This is a genomic window from Paenibacillus sp. DS2015 (genome assembly GCF_050433705.1).
Classification (GTDB): Bacteria; Bacillota; Bacilli; order Paenibacillales; family Paenibacillaceae; genus Paenibacillus_AQ.
The window spans coordinates 80,718-98,034 of sequence record NZ_JBNPWS010000015.1 but is presented as its reverse complement, the minus strand read 5'-3'; the positions used below and the strand labels follow the sequence as shown (position 1 = coordinate 98,034).

General features: G+C 41.3%; 16 protein-coding genes. 6 read left to right on the top strand and 10 right to left on the bottom strand.

Annotated features, from left to right (window positions below):
* Window positions 1-115: 115 nt before the first annotated feature.
* From J2T13_RS14460 to J2T13_RS14450, 3 genes are all read left to right on the top strand, one after another.
* Complete coding sequence (locus J2T13_RS14460) at window positions 116-1,843, top strand: LytS/YhcK type 5TM receptor domain-containing protein (protein ID WP_429372411.1); 1,728 nt, start codon at window positions 116-118, stop codon at window positions 1,841-1,843.
* Entirely contained in the window at window positions 1,840-2,577 is a 738-nt protein-coding gene (locus J2T13_RS14455; RefSeq protein WP_429372409.1) for a LytR/AlgR family response regulator transcription factor, read from the top strand. Before J2T13_RS14460 ends, J2T13_RS14455 begins: the two co-directional genes overlap by 4 nt.
* A gap of 113 nt (window positions 2,578-2,690) precedes the next feature.
* Window positions 2,691-3,944 carry an L-lactate MFS transporter gene (locus tag J2T13_RS14450; RefSeq protein ID WP_429372407.1) on the top strand — a complete coding sequence of 418 codons (1,254 nt, stop codon included), beginning with the start codon at window positions 2,691-2,693 and terminating at the stop codon, window positions 3,942-3,944.
* On the opposite strand, the gene sda is transcribed toward J2T13_RS14450, so the two are convergent.
* The 8 genes from sda to J2T13_RS14410 all read right to left on the bottom strand — a co-directional run bounded on the left by sda (window position 3,945) and on the right by J2T13_RS14410 (window position 9,992).
* Complete coding sequence (gene sda, locus J2T13_RS14445) at window positions 3,945-4,112, bottom strand: sporulation histidine kinase inhibitor Sda (protein WP_429372405.1); 168 nt, start codon at window positions 4,110-4,112, stop codon at window positions 3,945-3,947. It abuts the gene before it with no gap.
* Between the two features lie 163 nt (window positions 4,113-4,275).
* On the bottom strand, window positions 4,276-4,611 hold the full coding sequence (locus J2T13_RS14440) for a LytTR family DNA-binding domain-containing protein (protein ID WP_429372403.1): 336 nt from the start codon (window positions 4,609-4,611) through the stop codon (window positions 4,276-4,278).
* A gap of 137 nt (window positions 4,612-4,748) precedes the next feature.
* On the bottom strand, window positions 4,749-5,276 hold the full coding sequence (locus J2T13_RS14435) for an accessory gene regulator ArgB-like protein (RefSeq protein ID WP_429372401.1): 528 nt from the start codon (window positions 5,274-5,276) through the stop codon (window positions 4,749-4,751).
* On the bottom strand, window positions 5,254-5,925 hold the full coding sequence (locus tag J2T13_RS14430; RefSeq protein ID WP_429372399.1) for a hypothetical protein: 672 nt from the start codon (window positions 5,923-5,925) through the stop codon (window positions 5,254-5,256). Before J2T13_RS14430 ends, J2T13_RS14435 begins: the two co-directional genes overlap by 23 nt.
* A 93-nt stretch (window positions 5,926-6,018) precedes the next feature.
* A complete protein-coding gene (locus J2T13_RS14425; RefSeq protein ID WP_429372397.1) occupies window positions 6,019-6,501 on the bottom strand; it encodes an NADAR family protein in 483 nt (160 codons plus the stop codon).
* A gap of 246 nt (window positions 6,502-6,747) precedes the next feature.
* The gene (locus tag J2T13_RS14420; protein WP_429372396.1) at window positions 6,748-8,544 is read right to left on the bottom strand and encodes a CotH kinase family protein; all 1,797 of its coding nucleotides are present in this window, start codon (window positions 8,542-8,544) and stop codon (window positions 6,748-6,750) included.
* A 15-nt stretch (window positions 8,545-8,559) separates the two neighbouring features.
* The gene (locus tag J2T13_RS14415; RefSeq protein WP_429372394.1) at window positions 8,560-9,276 is read right to left on the bottom strand and encodes a DUF4956 domain-containing protein; all 717 of its coding nucleotides are present in this window, start codon (window positions 9,274-9,276) and stop codon (window positions 8,560-8,562) included.
* Window positions 9,277-9,278: 2 nt separating this feature from the next.
* Window positions 9,279-9,992, bottom strand: coding sequence for a polyphosphate polymerase domain-containing protein (locus tag J2T13_RS14410; RefSeq protein WP_429372392.1), 714 nt, complete (start codon window positions 9,990-9,992; stop codon window positions 9,279-9,281).
* Window positions 9,993-10,227: 235 nt separating this feature from the next.
* Between J2T13_RS14410 and J2T13_RS14405 the strand changes: the two genes are divergently transcribed.
* Window positions 10,228-11,454: a purple acid phosphatase family protein gene (locus tag J2T13_RS14405; RefSeq protein ID WP_429372390.1), complete on the top strand. Its 1,227-nt coding sequence runs from the start codon at window positions 10,228-10,230 to the stop codon at window positions 11,452-11,454.
* 259 nt (window positions 11,455-11,713) lie between these two features.
* Window positions 11,714-13,420, top strand: a complete 1,707-nt coding sequence (locus J2T13_RS14400) for a methyl-accepting chemotaxis protein (RefSeq protein ID WP_429372388.1) — start codon at window positions 11,714-11,716, stop codon at window positions 13,418-13,420.
* Between the two features lie 250 nt (window positions 13,421-13,670).
* Here J2T13_RS14400 and J2T13_RS14395 read toward each other — a convergent pair whose 3' ends face one another.
* The gene (locus J2T13_RS14395) at window positions 13,671-14,567 is read right to left on the bottom strand and encodes a hypothetical protein (RefSeq protein WP_429372386.1); all 897 of its coding nucleotides are present in this window, start codon (window positions 14,565-14,567) and stop codon (window positions 13,671-13,673) included.
* 348 nt (window positions 14,568-14,915) lie between these two features.
* A complete protein-coding gene (fabF, locus tag J2T13_RS14390) occupies window positions 14,916-16,157 on the bottom strand; it encodes a beta-ketoacyl-ACP synthase II (RefSeq protein ID WP_429372384.1) in 1,242 nt (413 codons plus the stop codon).
* Window positions 16,158-16,289: 132 nt separating this feature from the next.
* Between fabF and J2T13_RS14385 the strand changes: the two genes are divergently transcribed.
* Window positions 16,290-17,138: a helix-turn-helix transcriptional regulator gene (locus tag J2T13_RS14385; protein WP_429372382.1), complete on the top strand. Its 849-nt coding sequence runs from the start codon at window positions 16,290-16,292 to the stop codon at window positions 17,136-17,138.
* Window positions 17,139-17,317: the final 179 nt, after the last annotated feature.

Here is a 17,317-nt window from a genome sequence, read left to right as displayed (position 1 = left end):
CTAAAGGACCTTACGGAAGAAAGAAACCCGTCGAGGTCCTTTTGTGCTCCATATAAGGATGTTTGATTTATGCAATGAATAGCAGATAATAGAGAACACTAACCAGATCAAATATATGGAGCTTAGGACATCACCCTACGTACGAGCCAATCCTAACTTCCATCACCCGGAGGAACCTCAATTGCATGCTAACTATATAATTCTTCTACAACAATTCGAACGTGCGTCTTTACTCCTATCTTGTTTATTCTTTCTGACTCTCATTCCGCAATTCAAGGAAATTTTCCAGAAAGAAATCCACAATCGCCAACATCTAATCATATTATCTGCCATCTTCAGTCTATTCGCCATTCTCGGTACATACTCAGGAATCAATGTGGAAGGTTCATTAGTCAATGTCCGGATCATTGCCGTCATGTCAGGTGGCATTCTATTCGGACCTATTGTCGGGATCAGTACAGGGGTTCTATCAGGTATCCACCGATATGTCATCGATATCCATGGAATTACCTCTCTGCCTTGTCTGATCGCTAGTATCGTGGCTGGCGTCGTGGCTGGATATATTCATATCAAAATAAGTAAAAAGAAACAATGGATAGCTGGTATCATTGCGGGGATGTTGTGTGAAGCCTTAACGATGATCCTCATTCTGATTATTGCAGATCCTCATACTCTAGGTGTAAATATTGTATCTCAGATTGCTACTCCACTTATTCTTGGAGAGATTAGTGTCGGGCTGATTGTCTTGCTTATACAAGGTGTTGAGAATGAGAAAGATACCCTTGCTGCTAAGCAAGCTAAGCTAGCGCTTGATATCGCCAATAAGACACTTCCTTATTTCCGTTCTATTAACGAGCAATCGCTCAGTAAGATATGTGAAATCATCAGAGATGACATTCAAGCGGATGCCGTTGCCATAACTGACAAGCGCAATATTCTGGCTTATGTAGGATTGGGTTCACAATTATACAATCTAGGTAATGAAATTATTAGTGATGCGACGAAAGAAACGATCCGAAGCGGTGAAATTACCATTAGAAACAATGATGAAAATGATAAAAACCCCTTAGTTAAATCACTCATTATTATTCCGCTTAAAGAGAAAGGTGAGGTTACTGGATCCTTAAAAATTTATTATCATAAGGCCCACAAAATAACCTACCCCTTGCAAACCATGGCGATCGGTCTGTCTCAAATCATCTCCACACTGATGGAAGTATCCCGAATTGAGCAAGTCAAAGAAATGGCTAACAAGGCAGAGTTAAAAGCGTTGCAAAGCCAGATCAACCCACATTTTCTATTCAATGCACTGAACGCGATTATATCCTCGATTCGTATTAACCCCGACAAAGCACGGGAGCTAATTGTTAATTTATCGGGTTATCTGCGGTATAACCTAGAATTAAATGACCAGTTCATTGATATCAATAAAGAGTTACAGCAAGTCCGTGACTATGTTGAGATTGAAACCGCTAGATTCGGAAGTCGTCTCCAAGTCTCGTACGATATTGATGATATTAGTGTACAAATTCCGAGTCTTATCATCCAACCCTTAGTGGAGAATGCCATTGTGCATGGTATTCTCAAGTCCAAAGGGCCAGGAACAGTCATCATACGGGTCAAGGATGAAGGACAACATGTATTAATTTCCATTGAGGATAGCGGTGCAGGGATCGAAGAAGATATGATTTATAACATTTATCATGACCAAGTCCCGGACCACAAAATTGGGCTATACAACGTACACCAACGAGTTAAGCTAACTTATGGCAGAGGCCTGATCATCACTAGGCTCACAAAGGGAACAAAAATCCATTTCTATGTTCAGAAGGAGATCCGATGAAAGCAATCCTAGTAGAAGATGAATATTTAGCAAGAGAGGAATTAGAATATTTAATTAAAACACACAGTGATATCGAGATCGTCGGACAATTTGAGGACGGAATAGATGCACTTAAATTTGTACAAGATAACGATGTGGATGTTATATTTCTGGATATTAGCATCCCATCATTGGACGGTATTCTGCTTGGCAAGAGTATCAGTAAATTCTCTGAGAAGCCTTATATCGTGTTCATTACAGCCTACAAGGAACATGCGATCGAAGCTTTTGAGATTGAAGCCTTTGACTACATTTTGAAGCCATATCATGAATCCCGAATTACATCCATGCTTCATAAACTACAAGCTACCTATGCGCGGGAACGAGGACCCAATAAGCTCAGTCCAGTTGAACGAACATCCGTGAAGAATCGAATCAATTTGTGGAAAAATGAGAAAATTATTGTTGTCGATATCGACGATATTTATTATGCCTCAGCTCAGGAGAAAGTGACCTTCGTCTATACCAAAGATGAAGAGTACACCCTGAATATGAGTATATCTGATTTCCACAACAGCCTTCCCCTCGATGTGTTCTTCCGCTGTCATCGCTCATATAGCATAAATATTTCAAAAATAAGAGAGATTATTCCATGGTTTAACAACACTTACATCTTAAAAATGAAGGATTTAGACTATGAAGTACCTGTAAGCCGCAGTAAGATCAAAGAATTCAGGCAAATCATGAACATTTAAATGCATTTAATACTGTCCTCTATGCATCTCATTCCCAAAACCGTTTGTACCTCGATCCCTGTATTATAATACGGAATGTAAGGGTTAACATCATGAGAAAGAAGGCAGTCACAATGAAAAATACAACTATGAATCGCTGGCTTATTGTACTTGGAACAATCATCGTTCAAATGGGACTAGGCACGATTTATACATGGAGCCTATTCAATCAACCTCTAGTATCTAAATTCGGCTGGGAACTCAGTTCTGTAGCCACAACCTTCTCCATAACTAGCTTTTCTCTAGCCATTGCTACGCTATTTGCAGGTAAACTACAAGATAAATGGGGCATTCGCAAACTGATATCCATAGCGGGGGTTGTACTCGGACTCGGTTTAATGGCCAGCTCTCAAGTTCATTCACTAGCGCTCATCTATTTGCTGGCTGGTGTAGTTGTAGGATTCGCGGATGGTATTGCTTATATTACTTCTCTTTCCAACCTCATTAAATGGTTTCCTGAACGGAAGGGTTTGATTTCTGGGGTGTCTGTCGGTGCATTTGGAATGGGCAGTCTCATTTTTAAATACATTAACTCAGGCTTTATCAGTTCTATGGGGGTATCACAAGCTTTCTTACTATGGGGAGTCATCGTAATGATCATGGTTGTTGTTGGCGCCCAACTGGTTAAGGAAGCCCCTATCCCTATACAGGAAAATCACACAAATGTGAACGTGAACAATTCGCCACATCTAAAAGGCTCTGAAGTCAATTTCAGTGTCAAAGAAATGCTGAAGACCAAAGAAGCCTATATATTATTTATTACCTTTTTCACCGCATGTATGAGTGGACTCTATCTCATCGGGATCGTCAAAGATATAGGTGTACAGATGGCTGGACTTAGTATTAGTACCGCTGCGAACGCTGTTGCTATGATTGCGATCTTTAATACGGCTGGTCGTATTATTCTTGGGGCTTTATCTGACAAAGTGGGACGTTTGCGTGTCGTTGCAGGTTCTCTTGCTCTAACTACCGTTGCCGTTCTAGTCCTGAGCTTCGCTCAATTGAATTTCGGCATCTTCTTTGCCTGTGTAGCTGGAATTGCATTCTGTTTCGGGGGTAATATTACGGTGTTCCCAGCCATTGTCGGAGACTTCTTCGGCATGAAGAACCACAGCAAAAACTATGGGATCATCTACCAAGGTTTTGGACTAGGCGCACTCTCTGGCTCCTTTATTGCCTCTTATCTAGGTGGATTCAAACCCACATTTATCGTCATCGGTGCTTTATGCATGATCTCACTAATTCTAATCATGACACTTCATCCACCTGTCGGCAATCAGGATAGAAAAGAAACGTTGCACCTCAAACCACAATCCAAACTTGTATAACTACTTTTTATAGTTAATGTGCCTTTTCTCCAAAGTTTCTTCCAGTATTTCAATAAAATCGATTGAAGTCTCTGCATGAACCGCTAACTCATAAATATTTAGCAGTTGCTGATCGTTCAGCGACTCGAGCGCTGAAGGACGAGGAGACGGTAGAAATTTACTTTTCATCTTATTCCTCCACAAGCCATAAAAATTTATTTTTACATCTAATTCTTGTAAAAGAGTACCATTCTACCCTTCATCTGTCTCCTTATTTTCACCCTCTGAATTTTTCTTTACAAATGATGGATAATATGGAACAATAATAAATCTACTTAAAAAGAGCATAACCCTAAGGGGTTACGCTCTTTTTAGTCCCAGCCAGATATTTCTTAATTCTTGGTTCATTGGATTCTGATACCGTTGTGAAAACTTGCTTGGAACCGAAGAATACAACCTTTCGATCTTGATCGTAATCGGTAATATTGTCTATATTAGCAACATTAGATCGATCAAGACGTTCGAACCCCTTACATTGATAGGCGGCATATAGATCGGACAGTGTGGTGGGGAGTAAGAATTCGCCTTCTTTGCTATGAACGAATATTGTATTCTTATGATTGGAGAAATACAATATCTCATCTTCCTGAATTTCGTAGGAAGACCCGTCTTTATTCAGAACACGCATAATTTCCCCACCCTCATCAAATTACTTGCGGAGCTCTTGTGGCGCTTCTGGGCTGTGGAAAAACGGTTTTAGTACAGCATTGAAAAGTTTAGCAGATGATGCCAGAGCTTTAGAAGCATATTGAGCAGTCACTTTTTTCATGGACTTTTCCTCCTTCGCAAAGGGATAATTGTCAAGGACTGCACTAGAAATGCTAGTCCTACAACAGATGAGCCTATAATAAAATTAAGGGCTACCAACAGGACAGATACAATCTTTAGCCAAGGATATGCTTTCCTAGAAATATGAACATTAGCATCAGGTCTTGGTGCAAACCATAGCATGATCACAAGACTCGCAACATTCATATATATCAACATGCTACCAAAGAATAGCGACAAATGCGGAATGGCTACACAAATGACAATAGAAACGATGTTACAAGCCCATGCAGACTTTAAATGCGTCCCACCTGAACACATGCGTAATATACCTATGCCAAGAAATACGAGTACGGTTTCTCCCATTCTTCCAGTGACCCATCCCAAAAGTATCGAAGTAACGAAAATGAATACTGTATTAAGGATAATACCAAGTGAATACTGCATGACTTCAATAGAATGCGTTCCTTCAGGATCAGTTCGCTTAATTAAGGATGCGATTTTATAAGCCAAAGTTTTCATCATTACTTCTATCCTTCTTATAAGATATATATAGATAACCGTACAATACTAGAGCATACGCAAACGATTCTAAAAAAAACCATTTTGGAAAATAGTTGGCAAGGTAGATGGCCGAGATGAGAATGAGAACAGATGGAATATTTAAAGCAAACAAAATCTTATCTCTAGAGCTAATATAAATTTTACCGTTCGGTTTATCTGGAACGAAGTCGAAACCCTTACGTTTCTTACCTATGTAAATTCCAATTAATATTGCCGTCAATGCGGATAATGCTTGAAGAACTAACGTATATACACTTAATTTCGCTTGGAAATTATCGAATGAAATACCGATACGATCCATGATGGAATACAAGGAAGTCTGAATTAGTAAATAGGCTTGATAACCCATCCCCGTCATGATAGCAGCATAGAATATATGGATTCTGAACAAAAGCCATAGAAAACAAATCATGAGCACGTATTGTAAGACGATGTCTACTTGATCCAGTTGATAGTCATTTCTTAATATGTAGGAAATAAAACCCATCATTAAACTAGCAAATATAATCTCCTTAAGAAACAAGTCAATCTTGAATATCTTGAATGATAGAAAGAACATAGCGCTAGTCTCAAACACAGATAAGATGAGATATGGCCATAAATTCAACAAAATCCACCACTCCCGAATTTACATATTTCGACAATTACTTACATATATCATACCTTTAAAGGTATGATTATACAATCGAAATATTTCACAATACTATTTCTTACTTTGAAGAAATTCTTCTCTTAAATCAGTCAATATTTCACCTAACCAATTCGTGCCCTGCCACGTTTCACGGTTATGAATTCGAGGGTCGTCTTCAGCTAGTCCTACACTCCAGATCTGATCTAACGGACTCGCTTCTACCAATGTTGTACCTTTTGTATCCAAAAGTTTCGACAGCAATTCTTCGTTCTGCGTGAACTTCTCGTAATTTCCATCATGTACAATCTGTTTACAATGTTTGGTCCACATTTGTTGATTAAATGGCGCTACCTTCCGTCCAAGCTGCTTCTGCACTTCCGGAGAAGGTGCTGCTAGAATCTGATGCGCTATATCCTCATCACCAAACAACCACGCTTTCTCATACATCATATATTGCTCCGCACAATTAAAGGTGTTCCCATCTATGACAAAGGTGGATGGATACCCCTGTGACAAGGGTGATTTCGCACTCCAAAAAAAAGTGAATTTTTCCATGACTATCAATCCTCTCTTCTCGCAAAAATATCTATTTCAGACTTTCTTCTATAATAAGTTGAAACGACTCAAAAGGTGAATTCCTATAGTTATCAGACTTCAGCATCGAGAGACGTTCATTCATCATATCGTTGTAGAAACTGACTCGTCAACCCTATTTAGGGTTCCTATAGGATAGACAAAAAAAACTAAGACAGTAGCCAAGGATGTAACCCTTGCCTACTGTCTAGTTTTGTCTACATCGTTTTAAAGTCGTTTTCTCTTATAGAAGATAACGAATACACAGGACAATCCTAACACTACTAATGCACCAAGCGTAATGAAGACGTCCTTCATCGTTCCTTGTGGTGTGCTATTAGCTTGATTACCAAAGCCGCCGAAGTCGCCGCCTGGAAATCCTCCTTGTCCCCCACCTTGGCCTCCACCTGGAAATCCTCCTTGCCCCCGATCGAAGCCGCCCGCTTCGCCAGTCGGTGCTTCGCCTCCTGCTCCCGCTTGGCCTGCTTCGCCAGTCGGTGCTTCGCCTCCTGCTCCCGCTTGTCCTGCTTCGCCAGTCGGTGCTTCGCCTCCTGCTCCCGCTTGGCCTGCTTCGCCGATCGGTGCTACGCCTCCTGCTCCCGCTTGGCCATCAGGCACAGCCATCGCCGCGGTAGCATCGGTAGCATCAGCTCGATTGGCTGTTCGCGTCCGGCCACCGCCCATGCCACCGCCCCCCATACCGCCACCACTACCACTTCCGTCACCGGAAGAAGCAATCGTGCCATCAAGCTGCTGATTAATATTGCTCACTTGACTATCGTTGATACTGATCAGCTTTTCCACTCCAGCTTCATACTCTGCATAAGTATAGAAAGCGGATGGATCTGTCTTCACGTGAGAAGCGATCATATCCGATACTTGCGTCACACGTTCTTTAAATGTAGCGGAAGCAAGATAACCTTCCGTCGCATTTTGAATAATTTCATGATATTTCTCCTTATATTCGTCTACTTCAAGCAGTCTAGCAACGAGAGGGCGCTCAGCTAATGTCCCTTGCGTAGGTTCATCAATCAAGAGACTCGATGATTGTTCCGAACCACCGCCACCCATCATACCGCCTAAGCCGCCAAAGGCCATATTATAATCCCATGGCAGAACTTTGAATATCCCGTCATCCTCATACAGATAGTAATTTTGTTTATTACCGCCTATATAACTATCCGTGTTGTTGGTAACCACTTGGAGTGCAATGTACCCCAGCGCCTCCTCAACATCCAAATATTTCTCAATATCCGTACCGTTATTCAACTCGTCAATCATATCGATTAGAATATCGTCATTGGAAGATTCAGATTTCATAGCGAGTCCTGAATAAGATGAGGTCTTATCGTCAATCCATAGAAGATCACTACCCGATCCAGTCATTTCTCCTTTATACAACGCTCCATAAGAATTACCGAAGTTGGTTTCAAGATACTGCTGATCCACTTGCTGTACCGCTAGATAGAATCCATAGAGCTCATCATTCACATAGACATTAACAAAAGAATATCCCGGTGTTGGTAAGCCCATTTGTTCCGCTAATTCATAGGTTAAATACTCGCGCATATAGCTGGCATCACTATAGCCGTTATTCAGATTAATTTTGCTGACACCATACAACGTTTGAGATAGATATTCATCGAATGACAATTTCAGACTATATCGATCCGAATCGTCCATACTGACTACACTTCGTAAACTAAGATTACCTTTAGTACGAACACCAATGTTGTCAAAATGCATCCCATTGTAATCTACGGAAGCCAACTTTACTTCTTCTGCTGAAGCATTGTCCATCATACTCTGGAAATCATCTTCATCAATCGTAATTTTCACATCGATGACTTTATCTTTTGGAAATACGTTTGCTGTAATATTCTTCGTATTCTCAACTACCGAAGAACTTGCTTTACCACTGACTGTCTCACTCTCAGAATGGCTAGAGATATAGGTGGTGACTCCAATAACCACGAGAGCAACGCAGACACATACGACGATTGTAGCAACGGGTCTGAACTTCATCTCTTCATCCCCCCTTTATTGTGAGACATAATCGCCGCTGTAGCTAATTAGAACGGCATTTCTTACCCCATCAAGCTCCGTGATCTGATTTACGAAACTCGATTCATCATTGCTTAATCTTACTTCAAGCGTCATTTCGATATTTCCAGCAGTTACTGTTTTTTGTTTCACGTTGAAGCGTTTAACCGAAGTGTTTAACTTCTCAAGCACAGACTTCTCGCTTTCATTCCCCTGGCAGCTAATAACAAGCAGGTATGGCGTTTCGAACGAAGCCTTTTTGATAAAGATAAATAATACAAGCCCGATGATAACCGAACCAATGATAGCTAGTGTATAGAATCCCGCACCTGTGACAATACCTGCAACAGCTGCCCAGAATAAGAAGATCAGATCTATTGGATCTTTGATAGGCGTTCTGAAACGTACGATACTCAGTGCACCAACCATACCAAGCGACAATACTAAGCTGGAATTGATTGCGATAATAACCAATGAAGTAATTAAGGTCATCCCGATCAAAGCTACGTTAAAGCTCTTAGAGTATAGAACTCCACTAAATACACGCTTGTACAAAATAAAGATAAATAACCCGATTAAGAACGCAATAGCCATGGTAAGTAACATTTTTACAATACTGATATCTGAGCTGAAGTTCGTCAGCACCGAGTTTTTAATAACATCACTAAAATTAGTTGTTGCGTCGGTTGCTGCCTGTGTTGTTGTCTGATCCATAATTATTGATCCTCCCAATTGTTAAGTTTAAGGTGTTTCCTACATATAACGTACTTCGAGTTGGATTGCTGGAGTAAGCCATTGCTCTGAACGGCTGCCCTAATATATTCAGGAAGATATTCGTCATACTTGATTTCAAATACAAGGGTCTGATGATCCAGCGCATGAATGGTAGGCACATCCGGATTGAACAAATCTATAGAATTCAATCCTGTCTTCAGATGTTTATCAAATGTAATCCGAACATTACCCGTATGTGCTATGTAGGCTTCACGCACATAATCCACGATGACCCTCGGACGAAGGAGCTTGTGCTTCATGGCTCCATACATCTCATATAGCAATGGCTTCTCTGGAATATTCAGCACCTCGTAATTCCCACTTATAATATCGTCTGCCATTTCTCTCGTGATAGATTCTTTGATCTTCGTAATATATTCATTGAATTTAATCTTCTTCTCTAAATGAATAACCTGATCAGACAAGTTATAAATTCGAATCCGATATTTCTCCCGATCCCGAACTCCGCCTAACTTCTCATGGAGCGCCGTGTTGTCGATATCATCAAAATACAAACTCCGAATATGATATTCTCCTGTTGAATTAGCATTGGTATCTTGCTTCAACAAATTCTTCAATTGTTGTCGTATGATCAGATATTGATGTTGGTTAATGTTGTATTTTAACTCATGGCGATATTTCAGTTTTGGATTCATTATGTTTCACCCCTTTTCACTACATCCTTTACACTCGCTTTACAATTACTTTACATGACGAAGATTATTGCTAGCTTAAAAGCAACTGAGTGTTCGCTGAATGTTTCTACGGGCAGCTTACTACGATTAGCTAACTTGAGATTAGCCTCCTCATGCCTTATTTGACTTCGTTAATCCTGACCGTTAAGCTTTAAAAATTAAGTTATGTACGTTAAATGTTTAGGAGGAATTACATTTGAGCGGACAAAAAGGATACTGGATACTAGGCGCATTGTTAGTTCTGCTAGTTATTGTATTTGCTTATATAGAAATGAAGCAGACCCCAACAAATTCACCCACTACGCCCACTTCACTAGTGACCACTTTTAAGGATGATCCCATGACTAGCCGTGCCTTTACTTGGTATACGAAACGTGCTGATGCTGATACCGTCATTCAGTGGATTAAGGGATCTAATACGGAGTCCCTACAAGAACAAGGGGTTACGACGACTAAAGGTACAACAACGACGCTAGACATTGGAAATGGGATCATGGAGGGCGTTCATAAGGTCAATATAACGGGTCTTAAGCCCGGTACAACCTATGCCTATAAAGTAGGTGATGGAGATGCTGAAGGTTGGAGCGAACCCGCATTATTTACGACAGAGGCTGAGGATGTTACCGACTTCAGCTTCATTAATGTGACGGACTCACAAGGCATTACTGAGCAAGATTTCAAGTTATGGGGAAACACACTGGATCAAGCTTTCAAGACCTTTCCAACTGCACAGTTCATTGTACATGGAGGGGACTTAACCGAATACCCTGAGGATGAATCCGCTTGGGAGAATTTCTTCGGCAAAGCAAGTCCATGGATAACACGTTATCCTTTGATGCCCGTCACGGGTAATCATGACGAAGTGGATAAGGTCGCTGATCGCTTTGTTTCACACTTCAACGTTCCTAGTAATGGATCTGAAGACACGATCTCCGGTACAAGCTATTCATTCGATTATGGAACAGCTCATTTCGTCTTTATGAATACAGAATCAAGCGTCAAAGATCAAACGGAGTGGCTCAGACAAGATCTTACCGCAACGGATAAAGCTTGGGTTATCGTAGCGATGCACCGTCCCGCTTACGGAGGTAATCAGGATGAAAAAGTCGTTAAACGCTGGGTTCCCCTATTCGACGAATTCGGGGTCGATCTCGTATTGCAGGGTCACAATCATGAATATTCAAGATCATACCCTTTGAAAGATAACAAGATCGTGGAAGATGGAGAAGGAACAGTCTATGTTACACCCCTAGCTTCGGGACAAAAGTTCAATGATAAAAAAGAAGATCAATTCTACCAGCAAGTTCATTTCCAATATAACAAGCAGATGTACGCAGGTGTTCATATCCATGGTGCAACACTTACTTATCAGGCCTACGATGTGGATGGAAAGATGCTGGATGAGTTTATTTTGAAACACTAAATGTAAGTTGAATATACCCATAGTAATCACTTAAAAGGTAGCTTATGCTGCCTTTTTTTATCCTTATTCCCTTATTCTTAGTATGAATAATTGAAATTATTAATGTATCATTACAGTAATTTACAGTAATTTTCTGAATCACTGAATTTATTTTTCATAATTACCCAAGAGGGGTTTATTTTTCACTTTTTCACCTATAAAATGACGATATAACCTAAAGAGAGAGATAGAAAATTGGACTGTGAGGGGAGTACTTTACATGCGAATAACAGTAAAGACTAAATTTGTGGCGGTATTTGTCAGTGTTGTGGTTCTGGTGGGTCTATTCGGTGGGATGAATATCCTGACGATGCAACATCTCCAAAAGAATACGAATAAAATTGTACAAGAATGGATGAAAGGGATCTCGACGATAGACAATATTCACTATAGCGTAGAACATATAGACTTCGTGAAGTACCAAATCTTAGACAACCAAGTCGTTAAGGAGCGTACTGAACTATTCAAGGATATAAGTAGTACGATGAGTGAAGTTGATCAAAACTTGTTGGATTATACAAAATCATTGGCTGATGAAGTAGACACCGCTAACTTTACGCAATTAGAACAAGAATGGAACGCTTATAAGAAAGCTTATACTGTATTTGAAAATGCTAAGCTCTACTCCGTTGAAATGAAAGAAGCAACGACTAACATTGAGAGCGCGCTTAATAATGTAAAACAGCTCGTTGAACCTATCGTGTTATTCAATCAAGAGGGCGCCGAAGCCGCTCAAAAGGAAAATAAAGCTTTATCTGACTCTATTAAGAAAGTAATCATCTGGAGTATTAGTGCCATGATCCTTCTTATTGTCGCTATTGCCATGTTAATCATTCGAAGTGTGTCCATTCCCGTCCAAAAAGTATCTATAGCCCTTAATCGTATTGCAGATGGTGATCTCACAGTAGAAACGATAGTTGTTAAAAACAAGGACGAGCTCGGAACTATGGTTGATTCTGTCAATCGTATGGTATTGCATTTACGTGCATCCGTTAATCAGATGCTAGATGCTTCTAATAAAGTGGCTTCATCTTCTGAGCAACTACTTGCCAACTCTAAGAACAATGCCGATGCCTCGAACCACGTTACGATATCTGTACAAGAAGTCGCTACAGGTGCTGAAATTCAAGCTCAAAACTCAATTGAGTGCAGCAGAGCCATGGATGAGATGTCTGTAGGCATTCAGAGAATAGCCGAAACCGCATCCGAAGTGTCAGAGCTCTCTATATCTGCAACGGATAATGCAAGAATGGGAACAGACTCAATGCAGCGTGTCCTACATAAAATGCAGGCCGTCAGTACAGCGGTTGATCATGCAAATGGCGTTCTAAAGGACTTAGAAGTCCATTCACATAATATTGGTCAGGTTTCAACTTTCATAGGTAATATTTCAAGACAAACGAATCTGTTGGCACTGAATGCAGCCATAGAAGCCGCCCGTGCTGGTGAGAGTGGTAGAGGTTTTGCCGTTGTTGCGAACGAAGTTCGTCAACTAGCCTCTCAGACAGATCAATCCGTTAAAGATATTACCGAATTAATTAATAATATCCAACAAGATTCCGCTAAAGCGGTTCAGGTCATGAATGAGGGCCTACTTGAAGTGAATGAAGGCTTGCTGGAAGTCAGTGAAGCTGAGAAAGCATTTGGTCAGATCTTTAGCTCTTCTGAGAAGGTGGCCCTTAAAGTTCAGGAGACGGCTGCCGCTGCTGAACAAATGGCAGCAAGTTCCGAAGAGGTTGCCGCAACAGTTAATAATGTGGGTTCGGTAGCTCAACAGACTTCGGCTACTGCCCAGACCGTTGCTGCGGCGGCCGAAGAACAATTGGCATCTACAGAGGAAATTGCCGCTTCTGCTAAGGGTCTACTCGATATTTCACAAGACTTATATATGGTTGTGAATACCTTCAAGACAGACAAAACTATTTAATCATTCATTGAACACAGTATGATCATTGTTAAGAGAGGCGTCCCAAAAGTCATCCAAATGGCACGGGACGCCTCTTTATTTTGGGGTAACTCTCCTCGCATGGACCCTTTCTCCATGCCAACTTCATACAGCTCAACATCTAAGAGATCTCCGCATCACGGAGATCTCTTCTTCTTCATGGAGAAAGGGCAATAAGGAAATGTCCCAAATTGCATACCATCCTACTATGCTGGCAGTGATGCCCAAGCGGTTACGGCTGATCTGATTCCATAATGTGTTCGATAAAATCCAGCGCCTTCTCCTTCGTGTCCTCGCCCGCCAGGACACCAGCGATCATGCCAAGAAAATTGATTGGTAAGCTTGCGGCGAACTGCGTATCCGTAATGTCTATACCAACGACTTCATGTTGGCTATGCCCCTCCTCAACCCTTTTCAGGCGTGTATCATCTTGAGGGATTTTCCTTGCTGACACAACCAAATCCAGATCTTGAAGTCCTTCTTGCTGTCCGACCCAGAGGAGAGCAGCTTCATCCATAATGAGAATATCCGGAGTTTCAGAAGCCAGCACCGCTACGGCTCGTTGCAGATAAGTCATATCCAATGTAGTTGTACCGCTTCCTGTAGTCGGAAGATATATAATACTAGTCTCCACCCGTTTCCAAGCAGGATACTGTGTCAGAATCGCTTTGTTAAGCTCGTCATTTTCCCCTTCGGGGTCCTGTGATTCATAATTGCCCAGAAACACGATCTTTGCATCTATCGGCGGCAAGGAGGCTTGATATTCCCGTTCTTGCATATATTTATACAGAGAATTCCCTCCAAAAACAAGCACAATCAGCACAATGATGGATATTATCGTATGCATTTTGTATAATCGAAAAAAGTTCTCTATGGTACGCGCCGGGCTTGCTAGTCTGCCCCATTTCGCGAGCCTCCGATCCTCTTCTTCCTTAATTTCTTGTTGATCCCATGTATCAAGAATAAATTTAAAGGCCCGGAATTCCTCCTCATTAGAAGTTACTTTGCCTACAGCAGAACTGGAACGTTGCCGTTTCAGGAGCAGATCGAACCTCTTTTCTAAATCCTCACGTGTAATATTTTCAGGCAAATCCAAAAGTTCGTATGCTTGCTTCAGCTTCTCATTCAAATTTATGCTTCTCCCCTCCTGATGCTCATCATAGTTAAAATATAGTAGAAAACAATTAATCCCCAACCTCATTGTACATTATATATAAACGATTTTGTAATCGCTTTAAATCACGTTTATATTACATGTATTAATAATGTTGTTTTATCCATTCAACCTAGGGTTTCCCAAAGACAAGATGGTTGAGCTCTAGACAAATAGAACGTGCTATATCCCCTGGAGACAGCACGTTCTATTTCAACATTGTTATTAATATTCAGCTTCCGATTTCAAAGCCGCAACGATGGGAAACATAGCGGTTCATATCGATACAACCCTCGTGGATTGCCTCCAGCACCTATAATGAAGTCATTCATGTATATAATTTTTCAGAACAATCACAGCATTATGTCCACCAAAACCGAAAGAATTAGACATTCCTATATTCAATTTAGCTTGGCGTTCTGTATTCGGTACGTAGTCCAGATCGCACTTTGGATCAGGCTGCTCTAAATTGATGGTAGGTGGAATGATCCCCGTCCCCAAGCTTTTAACCAGAGCGATAGCTTCTACCCCACCCGATGCTCCTAACATATGACCGATCATTGATTTATTGGCTGTAATAGGAATACGATATGCTGCCTCTTTGAACATTTTTTTGATTGCCCGTGTTTCCGACTGGTCACCAATCTCCGTACTTGTCGCATGTGCACTAATAACATCCACTTCTTCTGGTTGGATGTTCGCTTCTTGTAGTGCCAATCGCATAGCTCGGTAAGCACCTTCTCCTTCTGGATGTGTAGCTACCATATGATAGGCATCTGAAGTTGCCCCATACCCAATAACTTCAGCATATATTCTGGCATTTCTACGTAGCGCATGTGACAATGACTCAAGAACAAGAATCCCTGCCCCTTCGCCCATAACGAAGCCATCCCGTCCCGCATCAAAGGGTCTACTTGCTCGCGTTGGTTCGTCATTTCGAGTAGATAAAGCCGTTGCATTCCCAAAACTAGCCAAAGATACTTCCGTGATAGCGGCTTCCGTACCTCCAGCAATAATCACGTCGGCTCCCCCATAGCGGATAAGACGTGCAGCTTCCCCTATCGCTGTATTCCCGATTGAACAAGCTGTGACTGGAGACATTGTTGGACCTAACGCCCCGAACTTTATGCTAATCAATGCCGCCGCCATATTAGATATCATCATCGGTACTAAAGTGGGACTGACACGAGCAGGACCTCGCTCTTGCAATAGCTTAGCCTGCTCAAGTAGAACTTGTATACCTCCAATACCAGAGCCGACATAGACACCTAAACGTTCTCTATCCATATCTTCAAGAATCAGTCCTGAGTCTTCTACCGCTTGCTCCGCAGCAGCCACAGCAAACTGGCTGAAACGATCCATACGTCTGGCTTCTTTACGGCCAAATCTTGCCTCAGCATCGAAGTCCCGAATGATTCCCGCAATTTTCGTCTTGTGGTTAGATGTATCAAATGTATCAATAATAGAAATTCCTGACTCTCCTTGAACCAGACGCTTCCATAACGTATCTACATTATTACCTAGGGGCGAGATCACACCCATACCTGTAATCACTACCTGCTCCATGTTATTTCCTCCATTCACAATGGCTTATGAACGTATCTTGCCATGAAATTTATCCTATTACAAGTTGTTGTTTATCATAGTATAATTAGTACTACAATAACATAACCTATCTACATTAAAGGTTGGGATACAATGAATCATCAGACGAGACTTCAAGCATTATCTGCATTTCTGAAAACACACCGAGCTAAAATCCAACCTCAATCTGTCGGTCTACCCGTAGGTACACGTAGAAGAACACCAGGCCTTCGGAGAGAAGAGGTCGCACAGTTAGCTGGTGTCAGCTCCACTTGGTACACTTGGCTAGAGCAAGGTCGAAATATTAAAGTATCTACCTCCGTTCTCGATTGTATATCTACAGCACTACAATTAAGCGTGGATGAACGTAAATATCTCTATGCATTAGCATTAGAGACAGGACCTGGGACTACCCTGATCGAAGAACAAGCCGTACCTCAGGTCAGTCCTTCACTGAATAGGATCCTCTTAGAACTTAAGCACTGTCCAACCCTTATTTCTGATCGGCGGTGTCATATTGTCGGTTGGAACCAAGCCGCATCTCATGTCTTTATGGACTTTGAACAGATTCCATATGAGCAACGCAATATGATTCGCTTATTATTTGTTCGGAAAGAGTTCCAGAGATTAGCCGTCAATTGGGAACAGTTTGTTAAGGGTTATCTCGCTATATTCCGCGCTTATTATGGACAGTATGTCGAGGACCCCTGGTACAATAACTTTCTCGAAGAGATGAGAGGGATACATCCCCAGTTCGATGATCTATGGGAACAAAGCGATGTGAGTTCTGCACCGGATGTTCTGCTAGAATTCCGACATGCCAAGGCTGGGAAAATGCTATTTCATTTAACATCATTGCAGGTTCATGGGAGTGATGATTTACGCTGTAGCATTTATACCCCTGCCCCAGATTCCACAACGGAATCTAAGTTAAGACAACTATTGGAATCTAGTGGCGGATAATACACAAAGCTATATATTAATGGACTCACTTAGATTGACATGCTTCATCTGAGCCGATTTCCAATCACAATTCATAATTCATAATTCATGATTCATGATGAAGGAAAACTCAAGAAGACCGTATCGGCTATAAGCCATGCACGGTCTTCTTAAGTAGTCATACCTCTTTGTACAGCTAC

Excerpts from the sequence above, each read along its gene's own strand:
- J2T13_RS14415 (WP_429372394.1), bottom strand. The coding sequence starts at position 9,276 with ATGGATCAGACAACAACACAGGCAGCAACCGACGCAACAACTAATTTT.
- J2T13_RS14440 (WP_429372403.1), bottom strand. The coding sequence starts at position 4,611 with ATGCGTGTTCTGAATAAAGACGGGTCTTCCTACGAAATTCAGGAAGAT.
- J2T13_RS14385 (WP_429372382.1), top strand. The coding sequence starts at position 16,290 with ATGAATCATCAGACGAGACTTCAAGCATTATCTGCATTTCTGAAAACA.
- J2T13_RS14400 (WP_429372388.1), top strand. The coding sequence starts at position 11,714 with ATGCGAATAACAGTAAAGACTAAATTTGTGGCGGTATTTGTCAGTGTT.
- J2T13_RS14420 (WP_429372396.1), bottom strand. The coding sequence starts at position 8,544 with ATGAAGTTCAGACCCGTTGCTACAATCGTCGTATGTGTCTGCGTTGCT.
- J2T13_RS14410 (WP_429372392.1), bottom strand. The coding sequence starts at position 9,992 with ATGAATCCAAAACTGAAATATCGCCATGAGTTAAAATACAACATTAAC.
- J2T13_RS14450 (WP_429372407.1), top strand. The coding sequence starts at position 2,691 with ATGAAAAATACAACTATGAATCGCTGGCTTATTGTACTTGGAACAATC.
- sda (WP_429372405.1), bottom strand. The coding sequence starts at position 4,112 with ATGAAAAGTAAATTTCTACCGTCTCCTCGTCCTTCAGCGCTCGAGTCG.
- J2T13_RS14455 (WP_429372409.1), top strand. The coding sequence starts at position 1,840 with ATGAAAGCAATCCTAGTAGAAGATGAATATTTAGCAAGAGAGGAATTA.
- fabF (WP_429372384.1), bottom strand. The coding sequence starts at position 16,157 with ATGGAGCAGGTAGTGATTACAGGTATGGGTGTGATCTCGCCCCTAGGT.
- J2T13_RS14425 (WP_429372397.1), bottom strand. The coding sequence starts at position 6,501 with ATGGAAAAATTCACTTTTTTTTGGAGTGCGAAATCACCCTTGTCACAG.
- J2T13_RS14460 (WP_429372411.1), top strand. The coding sequence starts at position 116 with ATGGAGCTTAGGACATCACCCTACGTACGAGCCAATCCTAACTTCCAT.
- J2T13_RS14435 (WP_429372401.1), bottom strand. The coding sequence starts at position 5,276 with ATGATGAAAACTTTGGCTTATAAAATCGCATCCTTAATTAAGCGAACT.